19 protein-coding genes are annotated in these 19136 nt (G+C 47.6%); 10 read left to right on the top strand and 9 right to left on the bottom strand.

Going from position 1 to position 19136, the window contains the following annotated elements; translation table 11 throughout:
- Positions 1-388 precede the first annotated feature (388 nt).
- The 3 genes from RID21_RS04060 (at position 389) to RID21_RS04050 (ending at position 1820) form a co-directional block, all read left to right on the top strand.
- The gene (locus tag RID21_RS04060; RefSeq protein ID WP_350187284.1) at positions 389-592 is read left to right on the top strand and encodes a DNA-directed RNA polymerase subunit alpha C-terminal domain-containing protein; all 204 of its coding nucleotides are present in this window, start codon (positions 389-391) and stop codon (positions 590-592) included.
- Positions 593-808: 216 nt separating this feature from the next.
- Positions 809-1075, top strand: coding sequence for a hypothetical protein (locus RID21_RS04055; RefSeq protein WP_350187283.1), 267 nt, complete (start codon positions 809-811; stop codon positions 1073-1075).
- Entirely contained in the window at positions 1038-1820 is a 783-nt protein-coding gene (locus RID21_RS04050; protein WP_350187282.1) for a hypothetical protein, read from the top strand. The genes RID21_RS04055 and RID21_RS04050 overlap by 38 nt, the downstream gene beginning before the upstream one ends.
- Before the next feature lie 648 nt (positions 1821-2468).
- On the opposite strand, the gene RID21_RS04045 is transcribed toward RID21_RS04050, so the two are convergent.
- The 4 genes from RID21_RS04045 to RID21_RS04030 form a co-directional block, all read right to left on the bottom strand.
- A complete protein-coding gene (locus RID21_RS04045; RefSeq protein ID WP_350187281.1) occupies positions 2469-3413 on the bottom strand; it encodes an ankyrin repeat domain-containing protein in 945 nt (314 codons plus the stop codon).
- 16 nt (positions 3414-3429) lie between these two features.
- Entirely contained in the window at positions 3430-3678 is a 249-nt protein-coding gene (locus tag RID21_RS04040) for a hypothetical protein (protein ID WP_350187280.1), read from the bottom strand.
- Positions 3669-4853, bottom strand: a complete 1185-nt coding sequence (locus RID21_RS04035; RefSeq protein WP_350187279.1) for a hypothetical protein — start codon at positions 4851-4853, stop codon at positions 3669-3671. Before RID21_RS04035 ends, RID21_RS04040 begins: the two co-directional genes overlap by 10 nt.
- Positions 4854-5972: 1119 nt before the next feature.
- Entirely contained in the window at positions 5973-7796 is a 1824-nt protein-coding gene (locus RID21_RS04030) for a hypothetical protein (RefSeq protein WP_350187278.1), read from the bottom strand.
- A gap of 779 nt (positions 7797-8575) precedes the next feature.
- Here RID21_RS04030 and RID21_RS04025 point away from each other — a divergent pair.
- Complete coding sequence (locus RID21_RS04025; RefSeq protein ID WP_278439746.1) at positions 8576-9097, top strand: hypothetical protein; 522 nt, start codon at positions 8576-8578, stop codon at positions 9095-9097.
- A 378-nt stretch (positions 9098-9475) separates the two neighbouring features.
- On the opposite strand, the gene RID21_RS04020 is transcribed toward RID21_RS04025, so the two are convergent.
- From RID21_RS04020 to RID21_RS04000, 5 genes are all read right to left on the bottom strand, one after another.
- Positions 9476-9925 carry a carboxypeptidase-like regulatory domain-containing protein gene (locus RID21_RS04020; RefSeq protein WP_278439748.1) on the bottom strand — a complete coding sequence of 150 codons (450 nt, stop codon included), beginning with the start codon at positions 9923-9925 and terminating at the stop codon, positions 9476-9478.
- Between the two features lie 93 nt (positions 9926-10018).
- Entirely contained in the window at positions 10019-11020 is a 1002-nt protein-coding gene (locus tag RID21_RS04015; protein ID WP_350187277.1) for a DUF1559 domain-containing protein, read from the bottom strand.
- A gap of 560 nt (positions 11021-11580) precedes the next feature.
- A complete protein-coding gene (locus RID21_RS04010; protein ID WP_278441063.1) occupies positions 11581-12075 on the bottom strand; it encodes an anthrone oxygenase family protein in 495 nt (164 codons plus the stop codon).
- A gap of 124 nt (positions 12076-12199) precedes the next feature.
- Positions 12200-12598 carry a response regulator transcription factor gene (locus RID21_RS04005; RefSeq protein WP_145181793.1) on the bottom strand — a complete coding sequence of 133 codons (399 nt, stop codon included), beginning with the start codon at positions 12596-12598 and terminating at the stop codon, positions 12200-12202.
- A gap of 166 nt (positions 12599-12764) precedes the next feature.
- On the bottom strand, positions 12765-13370 hold the full coding sequence (locus RID21_RS04000; protein ID WP_145181796.1) for a biliverdin-producing heme oxygenase: 606 nt from the start codon (positions 13368-13370) through the stop codon (positions 12765-12767).
- 551 nt (positions 13371-13921) lie between these two features.
- Between RID21_RS04000 and RID21_RS03995 the strand changes: the two genes are divergently transcribed.
- The 6 genes from RID21_RS03995 to RID21_RS03970 all read left to right on the top strand — a co-directional run bounded on the left by RID21_RS03995 (position 13922) and on the right by RID21_RS03970 (position 19129).
- Positions 13922-14587: a metallophosphoesterase family protein gene (locus RID21_RS03995; RefSeq protein WP_145181799.1), complete on the top strand. Its 666-nt coding sequence runs from the start codon at positions 13922-13924 to the stop codon at positions 14585-14587.
- Between the two features lie 107 nt (positions 14588-14694).
- Positions 14695-15744 carry a helix-turn-helix transcriptional regulator gene (locus RID21_RS03990; RefSeq protein ID WP_145181802.1) on the top strand — a complete coding sequence of 350 codons (1050 nt, stop codon included), beginning with the start codon at positions 14695-14697 and terminating at the stop codon, positions 15742-15744.
- A gap of 69 nt (positions 15745-15813) precedes the next feature.
- Positions 15814-16548 (top strand): hypothetical protein, encoded by a 735-nt coding sequence (locus RID21_RS03985; RefSeq protein WP_145181804.1) that lies wholly within the window; start codon positions 15814-15816, stop codon positions 16546-16548.
- A gap of 77 nt (positions 16549-16625) precedes the next feature.
- Entirely contained in the window at positions 16626-17036 is a 411-nt protein-coding gene (locus tag RID21_RS03980) for a hypothetical protein (RefSeq protein WP_350187276.1), read from the top strand.
- Positions 17037-17069: 33 nt separating this feature from the next.
- On the top strand, positions 17070-17816 hold the full coding sequence (locus RID21_RS03975) for a hypothetical protein (protein WP_350187275.1): 747 nt from the start codon (positions 17070-17072) through the stop codon (positions 17814-17816).
- A 5-nt stretch (positions 17817-17821) separates the two neighbouring features.
- Positions 17822-19129, top strand: coding sequence for an MBL fold metallo-hydrolase (locus RID21_RS03970; protein WP_350187274.1), 1308 nt, complete (start codon positions 17822-17824; stop codon positions 19127-19129).
- The last annotated feature ends 7 nt before the right edge of the window (positions 19130-19136 follow it).

The following is a 19136-nucleotide window of genomic DNA, read 5'->3' as shown; positions in this document are numbered from 1 at the left end:
GGAGATCGCACAGCGTTTAGATTCACTCTGTGATCAGCTTGCACGCGTGTAGTTACGGGAGACTCATTACCACACTGCCTGGGGATATCCATCTCAGATCGCGATGTTATTTCAGAGACCTGAAAGAGGATTTAGCGTCGCTAAAACGGTGAAGCTGGTATCACCGTTCGTGCGGGCATCGCTCCGATCGGCCTCATGTGTCTTGGAGGGTCCTGTGTGGAATCTAATCTCACAGATATGAAACCACGACGAGCAGATCGGGCAGTTGTCTGTGAAGAAGCAGATTGCTTTTTTAAAGAGCGCCCCAGAAGTCGTTGCTGTGATTTTGGAGAGATAACTAATCGAGCGCCTGGACGCCCTGCTCGGATCGGCCCTTGGAGATTCGGGAATGAGTGTGCGCACTGTTAACTGTCTTGAGACAAACAAGGTCGCCACGATCGGGGAGTTGGCTCAGATGACTCAGGAGGAGTTGATGAAGATTCCCAACTTTGGAGAGATGACTTTAAGTGAGTGTATTGATCATCTGGATCGCCTGAAAGTTCCTCACCCTGAATGGAGTCTTTCTCGTAAGCAGAAAAAGAAGAAGAGTTAGGTATTATTCCAAGTTTTACGAGCGAAGCGTAAGCGTAGCGAAGTAAAACTGTATTACCTTTAGGTAATTATATATAGACAAGAAGAGATGTTTATATGCTATATAGATATCTTTTATCTATATGTGAGTTGAAAAAGTTGTCTATATATGTTTCACTGGGTTTTAGAGAGATGTCTATATGCCATATAGACATCTTTTATCTATATGGGAGGTGTTATGTCAGAACTTGCTTATCAGTTTGAAGTAGAAGACGCAACCACACATGAAAAGCATCAAATGACCGTCACTTCCGATCAACACGGCGGTCTCGTTGAGATTGAGGGTTCGGATCAGTTGATCGTACTCGATGTCTGTGCGGGCGATCTGCGTGTGTTTGTCGGGTCGCGGGAAGAGGATAGGGTGGACGAGCATCCGGTAGCTGTGTTGCCGTTAAAGGGGGAATCGAATGGCGAAGGACAAGCAGTACAAAATTCTGGAAGTTAAAAACGGCTACGGCGATCAGGCCTACTGGCGAAGCGTCGTGGTGTCCAGTGTCTCGAAGAAGTTTCACAAGCAACCGAAGAAGTGTATCGAGTTGTTGCAGAAACGCTGGCGACAGGTTTTGTTACCTAAACTGCGAGAGGCTGGTTACGAACCAGCGCGTAAACACTTTGTGTTTGGCCGTAATTGTCCCCCGGTAAGCGTTACCACGGATCAAAGGTCCTACGTGTGTCAGCTGCATAAGGTCTGCCCTTTCTGTTGGGGCAGGCATTACACGTTCAAGGTCTGGAATCATCTGCTGCCAGTGATGTTCCCCGCCAAGAACCAGTTGAGCACTGGCGGGGGTGTGCTCGCGTTCTGGAAGCCGACCGTCGTTGACAGTCTGCAGGAGGCGTACAGCATCTCAACCGGTTTCCGGCTGTCTGAACTGGATGCGCTGCAAAAGCAGGGAGTGCTCGTTAATGGGTCATTCGTGTTTACGTTCGTGCGTCCTCGACCTGAAGCGGGAAAGTGGCTCTCCTGGCGGTCAGGCATCGTTTTACTGGGAAGTCCCTACGAAAACCAGCTGGAGGCGTCCTGTCATCCGGAGTACATCCCACACGTAAAGAAGTCTCAACTGGTGAACCTGGTCGCGAAGACCGTGCCTTATCCGGCTTCCATGTTTAAGGTAGAGCCGGACCGGCTGGTTACGTGCCTGGAAGCTACCAAAAGCATGCGCTATCTCTCGTTTCGAGGTAGCCTGCGTTAGATTTAGAAAGTGGTTTTGAATTGCTAGACAACTGTGCAAATGGTCTGGTACGTCACAATAAGTGGCTACGGATCTTCAAAGTAAGTTGCTTTTGAGTGAGTAAAAGCGCTGCTGAAGACGTCGCAGGAGTTATAAATGAACCGCTACAGCGCACAATCTGAAGCTAAATAGATATTAGCGGGGGCCAAAAATGCACGCCAGCGCGCCCCATTGACCTAATTCACTGAACTATAAACAGATATTCTGTGTGTGAAGAGCAAGATTTGGTAACTCTTCGTTATGTGGAAATGTGCTTAAATTGTTGAGTATTTCATAACATTCGAGAAGGATTTACTCCATAGCGCTAATCTCTCGTGTAAGTGAGTTGTTTGTTGTAGATTTTCAATACAGCTGTGGGCAATGTGTCAGTGTCGCCTGATCATATGGGCATGTTTCTGGGTGGCAAGATAATAAGCCTGAATCCGGTTCTGAAGTGGAATACAGAAGACTGGGAGGAAATCCCGGCTGATTGTTGACGGAAGTCGTGAAGAGTATCTGGGGCATCTGACAGGGACTCTAAAACGACTGGGGAAAGGTCTTGGATACTGAATCCTGGAAGGTAAGCCTTATTCACAAGGGAACCAGGTAATTGGTGTTATTTCAGGCTGACTATTCAGTAGTGAGTTGATCGATCAGTTCATCCAGCTGCTGACGGTGCTCTTTGGTATGTTTTTTGATCGTGGGAGTTTTTAGCAGAGTCTTGATGTCAGTTCTCGAACATCCTTGATACTTTGACATGATCCAGGCGAATTCCACGGTGTAGTCAGCGGTCATTTTCAATAGTGACCGGCGAGCTTCTGTGATCTCGCCAGTCTCGGCAGGTATCCATTTCCCGCCGTACTTCGCCAGCAGATGAATTAGTTTAAGCTTGTTGCGTGCAGTCTCTGTATCATATTTCCTGCCATGATCGTCCCTGGAGCTGTATCTCATGAACATGCATGTGTCTAATGAAACCAGTAAGGATTGGATAGCAGAACAGCCTCCATTGTCCTGCTCGTTCGGATTCATTCCCTGTTTGAGCAGATCATGGATCAGGTCGTAGCCTTCGTCTCTGTCGGCATATTTCAATATCTCGTAGACCGCGGGATGATCGGGGCTGATCTTGATCTGTTTCAAGGAGAATACTTTGTAGTTCCCCCAGAGTGCTGCAAAACCGAGGGCGGATAGTCCGCCATCTTCGGGATCAATTTCCCTACCTGGCTCAGATTCACCAGGGGTAAACGGGTCAGCGCCTGCCCACAACAGGAGTGAGACCCACTTCAGGTTTCCTTCCTGGCAGTGATGGCGCAAAGCCACATTCGCCTGTTCCTGAAAACTGGGAAAACGCTCCCGGTATTTTTTGAATATCCTAAGTGCGGTCCGGGTTCGATTACACAATGCAGTCGCCAGTGGCATGCCAGTTTCCACGTCGGCACCGTTATCGATGAAAAACTCCATGATTTCGGGTTCCCATGACTCAAAGACTTCATCCATGTTGATCTCAGACGCCTGAAATCCGCGATCTGCGATCAGTTTTACCAGGTCCAGCCTTTGTTTTGAGATCGCCAGGCTCATGGGACAGTAGCCATATTCAGTGCCGATCGAGGCCCCCCCCCTCCAGCAGCACTTCTACCAGACTGTGAAAACCACGCTCTATCGCGTACCGTAGCGGGGTATGTTTTTGATTACCTCCATTGGCAGGGGCTGGGGGATCGACTGGCCTGTTCTCAATGATCCATTCCTGGACCTGGAACACCTTGCCCTCTCTGCAGAGTTGGACCAGGGGTTCAATTTCTTCACGTGACTGTGCCAGACGGTACCGAGTCGGTGTTAGAACCACGATCGAGGCTCCTCCGGGATATCGAGGTCGAGGATCGAAGACGGAGACTCTTTGAGTGGGTCCAGGCGGTCAGCCTGATCTTCGGCCCAGGACAGCCATTGCTCCAGTTCAGGAGATAAAGTAATAGCCCCTGAACTGGATTTGTTCGATTCACGGATGAAATCCAGGTACTGCCGAATCTCACGACTGGTTTTCCAGGATCTGGCTTCCTGAACCAGACTATTTACCCGATCCTGCTCCTCTGCCTGTTGTTGTCGCAGCTCCGCTCGCTGTTGTTTTTCTAACGCACGTTGTTCGGCAGCTTGTTTGTATTCTCTTTCACGTTCTTCATCCTCCAGTCTGACTTCTCGCTTGCGAGCGGCAAATTTGACTAAGCCGCTGACGAATTTGTTTAAGCAGTCTTCGACCCTTTGTTTTTTGGTATCTCTCCATTGTTTGCGGTAACCACTTATTCGATACGAATTCGGTTCATCGATATAGACAGATAATTCCCCTGTGGCGATTTCGTGCGTCACGTAGTTTTTATAGGCAAAGTGGTAAGCACCGGTCAGGTCATGTTCTTCAGGTAGTTCCTTCGTGACTTTGATACGTTCCTTGATTCCAAAAGCAACAGATTCCCCGAAGATGGAAACAGTGGGGCCCTCAGAGACGATCAGGTCTCTGAGCTCCAGCGCTTTAATGAGTGCATCCATCACTAAAAACGCACGGTGAAGGCAGTTTCGAGTGACACTGATGTTCAAGGATGGATTTTGATCTGGAAGAAGGATTCCAGCATCACCTGCTTGAGCTCCGATAAATTCTTCCTTCGTTGCAGTAATCAGCTTATGAGCGCCTCTTAAACTGCTGGCAACTTCAATTCTCTTCTCAGGCTTTTCTTCTTCCGTTTCACTTTTTTGAATCTGCCCTCTCAAGCCTGATTTTTCGTAGCGTTCTGGTTCTACATAGGAAACGATGATCTGGTCGTCATTTTCGCCCGGAGGGAGTGGGGTTTGTGCTGGAGCTCTGCCAACTTCTTTCTTGGCCCAGTAGCCACGTGGGGGGCGGGGGATATCATGGCGTTTACAAAGCTTTGCCAGCCCGACATCAGAAAGCCCAAATTCTGTCGCCAGACGAGAGGCTGGGACGGACCAGATTTGTTCGTATAGTTGCTGCCGGGAGAGCTTTCTGTCTGACATAATACTAACACCCTTGCAATTATTGCTGAAAACGTGTCGTCTATTTTGCCAACTGTGTCGTGACAGTCAAATATGTTCTGCGGTGTGGGCAGTCCTTAACAGCCCAGCCACCTGTGAGGCTCTCTGAGGTAATATTGGGTAACTTCAGGTTACTCGGGATTTTTCAGCGTCTGCATATCGGGACGATCACAAAAGTGGTTTTGAAGTTCAACATAACTTACATCGTTCTCAAGTCAGACTTGTCCTTGACGATCCCCAGTTCGCGACCCAGCCAGGCGATCGCCTCGTTCAAAAGTTCTTGAGGGACCGTCGTGTAGTGGATTTCGGCCACAGTCTGGGGGGGCGTGATCGAGAAACAAGCTCTGCAGTCCCTGGTAGTCTCGGTTGCCTCTACGAATCAGATGTTGTCAGTTTGTAGAGGTCTTCTTGGTGCCCGGATCGGAGCCAACTGAGAGCAGGTCATAAGAAAGGGGGGCGGTGGTGGCCCTCATACTTACTTGATCCAGATGGGGACAGGCAGGGCATATTTAGCGGTTGATATTCTCCAATCACTCGGAATATTTTTACCTGCTGTACTGTTTGTGTGTGTAGTTTCTGTCAGTTGGAAGAGGTCTGGATTAGGCAAGGTGCGGAGGGTTTTTCTAGTGGAGGTGTTTTTTTGTGCACTACCTCAAGGGCTTCAGTCTATGCCAAGCGGGTAGGGTTCGTGTGTGTACACTTCTTGTGTTGGAGCTGAGAAGAACTGCATTCGGGAGATATTTCATCGGTGGGCTTGCTAAATAGCGTCGATTATAAGCCTCCTGTAGCGTTCTCAGGTCATTTCTAGGTAAAGATGGGACTTATTTGGTGCTGGGACGCCAAAGGAGCATTAAGCGGCTTGCTGAGAATAATAGGGGGGATTTACAATGTCCCAGCACAGGCTTCTTTTCGTTGTTTTACCTAGGGATATCGCACTGTGTTCGGTTTTGTTCTGTGATTAGAATGCACGAGTGGGATCAAGATTGTCATAAAGCAGTCGATTCCATGAAGTAAGCGAGCGGGTTTGGGTGTGTTTATGTCAACCTGCAGGAGCCTGAAAACGAAAAGAATGGTTTTGAAGCTTCTTTCAGACCAAGTGTTTTATTTTTTGTGGCTATGGCGACTAACTGTCTGTTTTGTGACTCCCAGATTTTTTGCGATGTAGTCCAGCTTGAAGCCTTGCCTGCGCATGGACTTGATTCGACGGATCTTGCTCTGGCTGATGTTGCTGCCTCCCCTTTTTCGCTGCTCTGGGAAGGGGCATTCTATGGAGGACCAGATTGGACTTAGTCTTTGGCCGACAAGATCAATCGCTTCAAAAACTTTTGCAAAGGGACGATTGGTATAAAAGTCCAGCAAGTCATCTGACTTCACAGGAGTTCCGTGACATAGGAAGATTCCTGCTGCCTCTCCACTTGATTCAACGCGAATTAGGTTACCAGCAGTTTTGCGAAGCTTGCCAAAGCTGAGTTTGCGAAACTCGGAATGATCTTCATCTTTGCGGATTTTATCAGTGAGGCCTCTCCAGAGGTTGGGGATTTGCATGTTCCTGTCATTCCCTGCCGTCGGAGTATCGTAGGCACGTCCTTTCTGGTTGACTAGAAAAGCGGAAACATCCTCGGCAATCTCGATTTGAGATCGCTGTTTTTGCCACCATTCTAGGGCTGACACGGTGATCGGCCATAGTTTCCACTCTCCATACACGGAAGTTTTATTTCGGAGGCGAAATATCCAACTGTCATTTTCAGTCGACTGATACTGGATCTCTCGAGCAGAAGGATGTTCCTGGTTGAGGTGGATATCTTCAGGTTGAAGTGTTGCAATCATTTTTGCATCGAAGCCACAATTGAGCCCCATGAGAAGTAGGAGCCGCTTAAGTGGAGACGCGTATTCCCAAAGGATTTGAATTTCGTCGTAAGAATAAGTCTGAACCCTTGAAGTGCGGGCCGCAGTCGCTTTCTCCTGGACTGTTTCGGGAATTCTGATAGCTGTAAATTCAAGATCGGAAGGGCGTTTCCAAGAAAATCCTGGAGCTGTGCTGAGCCACCTGATGAAGTGTCGGAACTGTTTGATGTAGTTCCTTGCAGTCCGCACGGCGATTCGTTTAACGCGTTTTCCGGGTGGTCTGAGCGCTAACATTTCCTGGTAGGCCAAAATTCTTGGAGTGTCTAAATCCGCTAACAAACAATCAGAGAGGCACTCTTTTAAAAACTGGGCCTGGCGAACTTGCGCGGTGCCTGTCGGGTTTACTGTGCCGTCGAGATTTACATGTTTACTTTCAAGAGCTTTAATGTATTCATCGAGTGCCAGGTGCATTGTTTCCCCACCGGCACCTTGGAAAAGCATGCGGCGCCCTCGTTTGATCAGTTTGTCACCTTCTGTTTTAATCTCACTTTCTGCTTCACCCTGCAGCTCTTCATCCAGTAATTCGATGTGAATAAATGGAACGTCGCGCCTAAGCTGGTCCAGCCATTGTCCGATCGAAGGGGAGGTTAGACCAGATTGCCCGAGCTGACGCGGTAGTGGCACTCGAACGGTCGCTTCACCATTCCGGATCGCTTCTGCAATAGTCAGACTAACTTTGTCCCATACCGGTTTCCCTGGCCTCTCAAAATCTAATTCACCGACGCCGATTGAGTGAAGTGCCGTGAGTGGTCCGTTGCGGGTGCTGATCGTTTCAGTGGTGATCTTGTGCCGGGGGTTTGGTTTAGATGATAGCCGAGGAGTTGGTGGAGTTGCTGCTTCCCATCTTCGGCACACAGCGTCCCAGAGCTGCTCCAGTTTGAGGCTGGCGATCCTAGCCTGAGGTTCCTGCCGTCCGAGATAGAACTTCTTTTGGGAGTATCCGCTGCGAGTTTTTCTCCAGCCGAGGTTTCGTACGAATAACCCCTTTTTGTCTCGGCAGAGTTCTTTTTTCTTGGCCATGAAACCGCCCTGAAAAACAGTGGATTCTGATGTCTGAAGATGGATGATATTGCCGAAAATCAGACATCGCAAGGCGAAAATCAGACACGAAATCAGACATATCGCCAAAATGAGCGGTTTTATTTAAGGTATTGATTCTTGTAAGGTAAATAAAAATGGCCACTTACCGATTTGGGTAAGTGGCCATTAAGTGGAGGCGGCGGGTTTCCAGAACGGAAGTCGTAAATACTTAAAAACAAGGGGTTTGCGGAGAGACTGTTTCTCTAATTGGACCCGCGATTGGACCATTTTGGCCGCCTAATTGGACCTCTTCTGGACGGTCATTCTTTTCGCTTTCATTGAGGTTGGGAATCGCCATCCCCTGGGCAATATGGACTTCGGCTTACGAGTGCTTCGAAGTGATCTGTCCGGATGAAAACGCCTCTGGGCATGTTCGCCTTCTCCTCAAGAGGGGCAGAATCCTGATTAGTATCTCGAGTACTGGATGCGGTTAAGGGGGGCACGTCAGGATAGTAACCGAATTGTACGATTCAGTGAGTATTTTTCTAAAGTTCTGACTGTTGTTTTCAGGAAGGGCAATCTCAAATGACGATAAAATGAACATGAATCTGACTAAACTTCAAGCCTAAGGAATCTCTACCAAAGTCGGAATTCAAATTCGTGTGACAGGTGTCGTTCGTAGAATGGGTCATTGTTCAACGGGAACATATCAAGCCTTTTGGACATCCCTGGGCCGAACCGCTGAGTATCTTAGTCCCGAAAACATGGAGAAATCTATCGTGTATAAGATATTGACGATTATGTTTTTAATCATGATGCCTGAAACACTTGCTCTCGCAGAGGAATATCCTCATAGTTTTTTTCATGCATCCCAGCAGGGAAATAATAAAGTCGAGACATACCACATCTTTATTTGGGCGAATCCTAAAGCAACGGAAGGCACTATTTTCAAGGCGACTCGGATGAATTTTAAAGAATGGGGTCTGAAAGCAGGTGTGGTGAATGCCAGTTGTCTCGATGAAGGTATTGATCAATTTACGATTGAGTGGAATAACGGCGAGAAAGAAGTCGGAAGATACCACTTAGGTAAATACAAAATTCTGTCTCATTCTTCAGACGAATTGGCAATAGGAACGACACAGAAATGGGAACATCAATCAGTCCCCTTCGATCTAAAGCTTAAAATGAAAGTCTGGATGTCTATTCATGAAGTCAAACCACTGCCCAAAACGAAGTCCAGAAAACGAAAAAGTTTCCAGATTTTACGTTTGCAAGACCCAAGCGTGAAGAAAAATTTGTAGTCTCGCAGCAATAAATACGAATATCATTCGTCGCGTACAAAACCGACCTGAAGTTCCCCTGTAATGACACCAGTCACACGACTTAGTTTTCTCTCGACTGCTTCAGCTCCACTTCAACAAGCGAGCAGAACGGCTTTGCCCTCTATTTCCGGGATCTATGCGACCTGATGAAGTTGTATTCTTCTCCAGCATTCGATTAGCGTCTTGGCTTCCCGGAGCTGGGAATTAGTCTGTTCAGACGAATGACGCTTGGTAGGTATGTTTGCCTACTCTTCCTCAATTGGTCCAAAAATCCTGATTAGTCTGCCAAATTCTGGATGCGAACAAAGGCAGCACGTCAAGAATTGATTCTGCTCATGGGAAACCGCCGAAATCTGATTACTGGATTTCTTTAAGATCGAAAGAGAATTCATTGGTCCCTGATTGTACATCGACGGTCAGTGGGCTGGTCTGAATCTTGCGAACCTTCTCAGGGATATTCGCGTACTCTTTGGGTTGCTTCTCGGGTTGATCCATGCCGGGAGCAATGGGTTCCTGTGGGGGCGGATTCACAGTTAATGTGTAATTACCTACGGCGACCATTTCAATCGTGGCGGTTCCCGATTCATTCAGCGGGCCTCCTCCACCTTCTCCTGTCTGTTCATTGACCAGGTCGACCTGCCCTTCTGGGACAGGATCACCACCATTTGTAATTGTGATTGAGATTTCACCACGAGGCTTGTCTGAACCTGGAGTTCGACTGCAGGCATTATTCAGAGTGATGAGGAAAATGCAGAAGGCTATCAAAGCGAATAAACGGAAAGTATGTAAAGCAGAAGATTTTTTCATCGCGATTCCAATGGGATAAATGGGTGATCTCAAGGGGGATCACCTCCCCTGGACCGAAGCCTCAGGGGAGGTGATTCACTAAACATCTATGGTTTAGAATTCTCCAACGACCTGTCCATCATCACGTACACATAGTTGGCGGAGCGTGTTCATGTCAATGTTTTCAGACAGGAAGCGAACGGAGCCATCGGTCAGTACGGCGTGTACGCCACCCACGTGATGTGAGTTAATGACCGTGTTAGCAGAATAGGCACTGTTGGCGTATCCGGGGGCTCCGGAAGACCAGAAGGCATTAGGAGGATTCCGCACAGTCGTAGTCCCGGCTGTGTACCAGAAGCCGCCGGAGCTAAGGGGCAACGTTGTGCCGGCATTCCAAGTGGAAAGGCTTGCGTTGGCCCAGCCATGCCAGGCACCTAGGGCGTTAGCTCCTTTTTGACGTCCATTCACCTGTCCAGATTGTTCCGCAAGGATGACGGTATTCGAGGTCCCGTCGATACAGTCACGGAAACGTATGCTTTTGTAAGGGATCATCATTCCAGTGTTACAGTTGCTGGAACTGCTCGCCAGTATGTCCCCGGTGCAGACATTGGTGCGGCCCACAGGATCGGGGGTAGCACCAGAGATGCCGACGTAATCGACGATCATGCTCTGCAGGCTGGGATTAGAGGTACTGTCAGAAAGACTGTAGTCAGTCGTGTTGGTCATGCCGAAAGGGTTAGAGGGGCATTTGTAAACGGGGAGGCGCACCGAATACAGCACCGTATTCCCGGGGAAACCGCTGTGGGCATAGTAACCATTCGGACGTGTCAGCTGAGAATAGATGTTGGCTTGATCAAGGTAGGGGAGAATAGCGGCTCGCCAGTTAGAATACGAGCCGGTCTGGGCCCCGATGGGGAGTGCCTGAAAATTGTCATTGTAATTATGCAGGGCGAGTCCCAGTTGCTTCATATTGTTTTTGCAGGTTGAGCGACGAGCTGCTTCGCGGGCCTGCTGGACTGCTGGCAGGAGCAGGGCGATCAAAATCGCGATGATGGCGATCACGACCAGAAGTTCGATTAAAGTAAATCCTCTTCTCAGTTTGCGTTGTGGGTTCATGGAGTGCCTCTTCTTTAAAAGGGTAGGATCATGTAAGGAAGGAAAAAGTTATGGACTCAGACGTATGAAGTAATGAGATCTAAACTTGCTGCTCTGAGTTAGTTGGTAGCGGATACCAGGTAGGAGTGTAGCAAGTGATTACTTTATTATTTAATAAACAATCTTAATATAAATGTGGGCTTATGTTTCTGCAATAGGAAGTTTTGATCGACATGAAGTTTATCAAAAAAATTACAGTTGTCTTTTCACGACATCTTGGTGCGATTACATAATCTCCCCCTGGTATTCAGATTTGAGAAACGGGCCGGCAATAGCACTTTTTAGTACAAATATCGCGTAAAACTCGGCGACCTGACTCGACTATGACACGGGCTAAAAGGATTAGTGGCCTCTCGTTTTCAGGGCACTACTACTGGCTTGTTGGAGCAGTATATCTGCAGGCAGCAGAACAGCTTCGCTTCCGCCCTCTATTTCAGTGAATTGTGTGGCCTAATAGAATCGCAATTACCCGGTCGAGATGTCCTTCGGTAGAGGGGGCATCGTCACGTATGGATGTGTAATCACTGGAGTAACAGCAAGATAATGAGCATCAACGAAGTGATAAAAGCGAAGACTGTCCGGATCGCATTCCAATACTTCCATCGAGCTTCAAACTCATCGCGAGCAACCCTTAAGGCATCTGCATCCATCTTCTCGACACTGAGAGATTGCAGTTTATTATTGAGTGGAATATTTATTGCCACTGTTGGCAACTGCACAGACAGAAGGTACAGAGACGTGGCAATGACCAGTAATGCCTGCTGGACACGGGATAATTCTGAAATGCCCAGAATCGTAGATATAACTATCATAATGAGCGAACCAATCCAGACCAACATAAAGATCGGTTGATTTTTCTGAATCACACGATCCATCGCACGGAAAGCACGTATGAAATCCTGGTCACTCAGACTGCTGATGCCCGGCATGACGACAACGGCAAATGCGAAGAGAAAACCAGCAACTAATGAGCACAGTAATGTAGTTGTGATCAAAGCCAGATGAAAGATTTCCATTTTTATTTCAGGCGAATTGTAAGTTAATAGACTAATTGTAATGTTTGACGGATTTAGTATCTTTCGATTCGATGCAGTATGAATCTGACTCTCAAAATGGATGAACTATTATCATCTTCCATACTCACTCTGGAAAGTGGCGGTCCTGATGGTTCAGTGCAGCATGGATCGTCTCAAATAGAACTTGTGCGGGATAAGGTTTTTCAAGAATCGCAAATGCACCTGACTTTTTCGCAGTCATCTGGGCACTGTGGTTCATAGAGCCGGAGGCGACAATGAAGGGGACTCTGTAACCCAGAGCCTGTGTTTTTCTCAGTAAATCAATTCCGTTCCAGTTGCCTTTCAGCTCATAATCAGAGACCACACAACCTGATATGCCAGGGGCTGTTTCTGTCAGAAAGGCCTCTGCTGAGTTGAATAACGCGGTTTTCAATCCCTGCGTCTCCAGTAGAGTAACCGTGGATTGGGCTACGTCCGTATCATCATCAATGATGTAGACTTTATTCTCTCGCGTCAAATTCATAAGTCATCAATTGATTCCAGCCAAGGATTGTCTCTTTATTTCCTGCTGAATGTTATTATAGAGTGGATGGGATACCACCGAGCGTGTAGTGGCACAGCCAAGTTAGGGAAGAGTCAAAACAGAATTGTGTATTTCATAAGAAAATAGGATCATCTTAAAGATCACTTTAAGCTGGTTTTGTCTGGTAAAGCTCAATCATTCCTTCAAAAGTATTTACTGCAGCATGCTTAATGTTTTCAAACTGCTGAGGTAGCCCGACAATATGATTCATGCTTTCCTTGAAGCGATACCAGTCTTTGTACCATGGCTCCGGGGTGCAAAGAAAATAACTGGCCCCTGTTGCGTCCTGGAGGGACAGTGCATTCATCAGGGGCTCGGTTAAATATACTGAGCCCAGACGCGATCCTTCCAGAACATACAATACGCCAATCAGCGTAAAGTTATTTTGCTGATACATGGTTGAAGTATTCTGAAGTAGCTTTTGGGTTGTTTCATGGATAGCAGGCATGTCACCATTCACGAGCAGCTCAAGATCAGCCTTGATCGTTTGCAGGCGAGAATATTTTTTAAGGTCGAAGAATCCAGCGAGATTACTGTCTGTCTGCCAAGTCGGCTCCAGAAAATTATGAAGATAGTAGAGCTGTGTCAGAATCCAGGAATACTCCGGCTTCGAAATGATTCCATGCATCATACGAAATGCAAGATAAGTCGACTCGATCTGTTGGTGCAATTCATGAACCGCTTCCCGTATCTCTGTTGCGAAATCTTGCATTACGAAGAACTTCTATAGAGCTTAGACAGCTTGCGTGGATGAAACACTGAAACACCACAAATCACAGACAGGCATACTGAAGGGATTTGATAATTTAATTTCTTGGGTGATTTCATTCCCGTCGGAATTACTCTCAATGGTAGTTGTAGGCAACCAACTATTATTTACTAATTGAAGTTCAAGTATTTCACAGATTTCTCATAAGAATAGACCCATGTATTTTTGTGAATCATCTGAAACTATGTTCGACGATGAGATGTCTAAACTGATCAATCAATCGAATGGTCGTATCTACTATTAGTCTAGAATTCTGAATAGTAAAACAATCTCTGGTTACGGTTAACGGGGCAGATCAATCTGCACTGATGACGAGAAAGAAAATCGTCGATTTGAACCAGTCAAGTATAGTAGTGGAGTCAGATTAAAAGCGGATTCTTGGACTATTGCTCTTAAAATGACTAGATAATATCTCGCTCGAACCCACCTTTGCATAAAACTATTTGCTATTATACCTTCGCTGGAAGCGGGCACTGATTACAGAAAGGGATTTTGTGGCAGAGGAAAAATCAAAGCGGCTGATCGCGATTGGTGATATTCACGGGCATAGTTTAGCATTGCAGGCATTGCTGAGTCAGATTTCCCCTAAGAAAGGCGATGTCATTGTCACCTTAGGAGATTATATCAATCGTGGTCCTGACAGTTGTGGAGTTCTGGATACGCTCCTGGGACTTCAGGAACAGTGTCAATTGATTCCGATCCTGGGAAACCACGAAGAGATGATGCTGGACAGCCGCGATGATCATCATGCAGAACAACGGTGGCGGTTCCACGGAGGAGAGGCCACCATACGATCCTACGGCGACAATGCTGGAGTGAACCAGATCCCCCAGTCGCATTGGGACTTTCTTTCCCAGTGCTGTTCGTATTATGAGACGGGGAAGTTCATCTTCACCCATGCGAATTATTGCTGGTACTCTGCACTCAATGATCAACCTTCTTCGCTACTTCGTTGGCTCTCCCTCGAAGAAACGGCCCCACGACCACATGTCAGCGGCAAAACCGTAATCTTGGGACACACGCCTGGTTCGGTTCGGGATGAGGGGTTTTACCGATGCATTGACACAGGGTGTGGCTTTGAAGGCCTCCTTACTGCAATGGATGTTGAATCAAAAAGAGTCTGGCAGGTTACAGAGACAGGTGAAATCCTGGAAGCTTGATTTCTCGATCATTGGTGATTTTTGGGATGTGACCCACCTTTGTCAGAAGTGTGTAATAAGATGGAAATCATGACCGGTCCTATATTTTCTCAGAACATGCCAATTTAATGAATTCAAAAAAGAAAAAATTACCACCAGATTCCAGTGTCCCGCGTCGTCTGGATCGTGATCGGAGAGTTCGGCAAAATGCACGCATCGCACGCGTGCTGGGGGTCCTGAATTTAATTCAGTCTCGAGGTAGATGGAATCTGAAGGCGATTGCCAGCGAACTGGAATGCTCTACCCGAACGATCCAGCGGGATCTGGAAGTACTGGAATTTGCTGGAGTGCCCTGGTATGTCGATCCTGCTGATAAATGTTACCGGGTCCGGGCAGACTATCAATTTCCCACATTGATGCTCACTCAGGATGAAACGATCGGACAGGTGGTCGCCACAGCACTGTCCAAGGCTTCGGGACTGGATATCAGTTCTGGTGCCAGTCCCACAACACGAAAGCTGGCTGCAACCGGCAATGGCGAGATTCAGCAACTGATTGCCGATGCTGCTCGTATGATTGAAGTATTTGATCTCAAGCTGGTCGATCACAGCCAGCATCAGGTAGTTGTAAAAACGCTGCAAAACGCTTTGCTTCAGGGAAATAAAGTTTCTGGAAGATATGATTCCCCTTACGAAGACGAGACAGTACGGCTGACAATTCATCCCTATCGTCTCTGTCTAGTCAAGCAGGCCTGGTATGTGATCGGCCATATAGAGGGCGAAACAGAGGCGAAAACGTTCCGCGTGGCTCGTTTTAAAAGCCTGCGGATGTTGGAAGGGGCGGCATCGGTACCTGACCAGTTTGATCTTGGTGAGTATTTCGGAAATGCCTGGTCTGTTTATCGGGGAGAGAAGTCTTATCAAGTCAAATTACGGTTTGAGCCGCAGGCAGCCAGAATTGTTACGGAAACCATCTGGCACCATACTCAAGAGGTCAAACAACATCAAGATGGCTCTGTGACGCTCAATTTTACCGTGGATGGCCTCGATGAAATCCTGCACTGGGTCTTAGCCTGGTCCGGAAAAGTGAAGGTGGAGGCTCCCGAAACGCTCAGAACGATGCTGCTTCAGGAACTGAATGCTGCAATCAGTCTTAACTCGACCAATCATAAGCACTGAATGTGATGACATCTGGCCATTACGGTCTCATTCAGTTTCATGTCCCGTAATAGGACAGAAGGGCAACTTATGCCGACAGTCGATGAGTATCTGAGTGAGTTACGGATTAACCAGCCAGAATGGGTTTGTCATCAACCAGAGTTCACTGCGGAAACGATCAGGCGGTTTTTCTCATCCAGGGTGGTCTACTATCCCGGGGCTGGCACTGACGGGAGAGCGATCGCGATCTTTAATGCCACAAAAAGTGCTTATTGCTTCGTCCATATCGACTTAACCACAACAGCTCAGCAGGTAAGTGACGATTTAAAAGCCGGTCCGCCCCAAGGTTGTAATGGTTATACTCCCGTAGTTGCTTCAGGAATACCCACAGCGACATTCCGTCGACATATGAAGCTTGATATGGCACACCCGGTTCGGGATCAAGTGCCTGCTTTAAAATCCGTATTTTGGACCATTCTCGAGCGAGACCAGGATCGTGCCGACGAACACGGATTTGAGTATCTGGCTTTCTTGCATATTCAGGCTGAAGCTGTCTGGGCATGTCAGAATCTGTGGTCGCAAGCAGAAGTGAACCCGTTCGCTGTGGTTCTCCAGGATCATGCGTGGGGTGGAAATTATGCTTCTTTCGGTGGTGAAGAGTCGCCCTTGTATCAAGCGGCACAACGCACAAAGCATCCGGATCTGTTATTAGTTGCCAATAACACCAAGGTATGGTCAGATTATCAAGCGGTCTCTGAAAGAACACATCGAGTGAGAGCTCAGAATCGGCTTTTTTTATCGAATCAAACAAGCAGTCAAAAGTAGGACCCACCTTTGTCATTACCTTCGGGTACTAAAGAAAAGACTTACTCAATCTTTTCCAGTGTTCGAAGGAAGCCAAAATGAAATCACGAAAATACTTTTCTTTGCTGTTCGCAGCCATCATACTTATCCAGGGGTGTGGAACGGGACCAGAAGGGTCAGAGCAGGCGGCCAGAGCCTATCTGGCGGGGGAATTTGATAAATGGATGTCAGGCCAGGACAATGAGGCGGCCACCTTCAAAGCCCGCTTGCAGTCGCAGGTAAACCCCATCAGCTACGAAATTCGAAGTGTGGTTCCGGATAAACCGGATCCTTTAGCGATTGCTAAACCAGCGAATTTGACGAAAGACTGGAAAGAATGGCCAGCCTATCGCTTAAACGTAGTCTATGGGTCGATTTCGCGAGCAGGAACACCCTTGGAGCAGGTCGCGACATATACGCTCACCTGGAATGCTTTTGAAAAGAAATGGTATGTAAAAGACAGAAGCTGATAGAAGCTTCTTCGTTCAATTGGGGAGATGGAAATGACTGTGGAAGAGCGGCAGATGATTATAGATGCCATTCTAGAGATATTACTCCAAGAGGATCATCAATATCTTGGCTCAGTATATGAGAATCCTAGTCCATCAGAACCAGGGATCTGGGTCGAAATCAACCGCTCCAGAGCCTTTTTCGGGATGACTGTTCAAGCGGCCGTATTCACTGCCGAGCAGATGGACTGGTGGTACCCTCTCCGGGATGGAAAACTGCTGAAAGACGATTATGAGTGGTTTGAGTTGCGAGCTACATTGGGGGACAACTGGAAAGCATCAGAACCGAGGCTGATGAAAACAGAGAGTCGGACTCGAGTGGCACTCAATATCCAGATGGAGACAGGCATACCGGAACATGAGCCGGATTATCTGGCATTACAAGTTTCCCATCCACAGAATTCAGAACGAGATATAGATTACTGGGAGGATGATCCTCTGACGCAAATTGAATTTCTTCGTGTAAAGGGCTGGGAGGGGCTTTGGATTCTTGATAAAAACAAGACAACATTCATCAAAATTCGTCTCTCGGGGACGCGTGAAGGCTACAGAGTGCATATGGGGGAATTTCGCGAGCATAAGCCAGGTCGAGAATATATGACTATTGCCCGACTGACTTGTGATGAGGAAGACCATATCGTGAAATTGGAGTTCCTGGGACGGAACCCAGACTCTCCAGAAGTGGTCCTGGAACAGACTGACGACGGTCAAATTCAGGTCAAGAATATTGAATTAGGATAAAAATTTTGAGGATCACAGTACATCGGGGAACTCAGGAGGTGGGGGGGAGCTGTATTGAGGTCAGTACAGACAACTCACGGATTATTCTGGATATCGGTCTGCCGCTATTTGATCGCAATCGACAGGCTCTGGACAGCTTTAAGATCAGAAAGATGACAAAAGAGCAGCTTCGAAATGAGGGGCTATTGCCAGAGGTTCCGGGCTTATATGAAGGGGCAGGGGAACCTGATGCCATTCTGCTGTCCCATGCACACATGGATCACACGGGACTGCTTGAGCACTGTCAGTCTCAGATTCCGGTCTATGCCAGCTCTGGTACGAGCAAAATGATGCTGGCAGGCAGCCTGTTTGCAGCTCAGGTGGAGCTGTCGCGTGAGCAATTTTGTGAAGTCGAACCAGAATCACCCGTCACCATCGGGGATTTTAAAATCACAGGGTTCCCCGTAGATCATTCCATCTATGGATGTTTGGCATATTTAATAGAGGCTGAGGGACAGTCGATTTTGTATTCCGGAGATCTTAGGTCCCATGGCAGAAAACCGGGAATGAACCGTCGGTTGATCGAAGTTCTCCAGGACAAAACCATTCATGTGATGTTGATGGAAGGCACGCACTTCGGTTTTCCGGATGGAAATACGAAGAACGAATACGAACTCGAAGAGGATATCACAGAGCTCGTTCTGGAAAGCGAAAGCCTGGTTCTCGCCTCCTTTTCGCCGCAGCATGTAGACCGACTGGTGGCCTTCATCCGTGCGGCCATAAAAACAAAGCGAATCTTCGTGGCTGATGTCTATACTGCTTTCATTATGTATCTGCTGAAAAATGAGATCCCAACAATACCGCAGCCCAAGTCAGCAGGATTGGTTCGGGTCTACGTCCCTGAGAGCCTCAGGCAGCCGAATACACGCAGGGGGAGAGTTAAGCAGGTGGAGCGATTCGAGCATGCAGAAATCAAACTGGACGAAATAATGCAAAGTCCTGAGAAATATGTGATGGTCTTTCGCTCTTCGATGTTGGATGATTTTAAGGAAGGGCTTCCCCAGGAAGTCTGTTGTCTGTATTCACGCTGGCATGGTTATCTGGAGCAGTCGGGCTGGGACTCGACTCGCGATTCAATTGGGCAGGTCGATGGAACGATCCATGAGGTTCATACCAGCGGACATATACTTTCAGCAGACATTGTCCGACTGGTACAGAACATCAATCCTCAGACGATCATTCCAGTTCACACCTTTGAACCAGGCCGATTCCGGGAACACTTTGAAAACGTACAACTCCTTCAGGATGGTGAGCCATTCCTGGTTGAGCCATGATCTGCTG

The sequence above is a fragment of the Gimesia sp. genome, from assembly GCF_040219335.1.
In the GTDB taxonomy this organism is placed as follows: domain Bacteria; phylum Planctomycetota; class Planctomycetia; order Planctomycetales; family Planctomycetaceae; genus Gimesia.
This window is presented reverse-complemented; position numbering and strand designations above follow the sequence as displayed.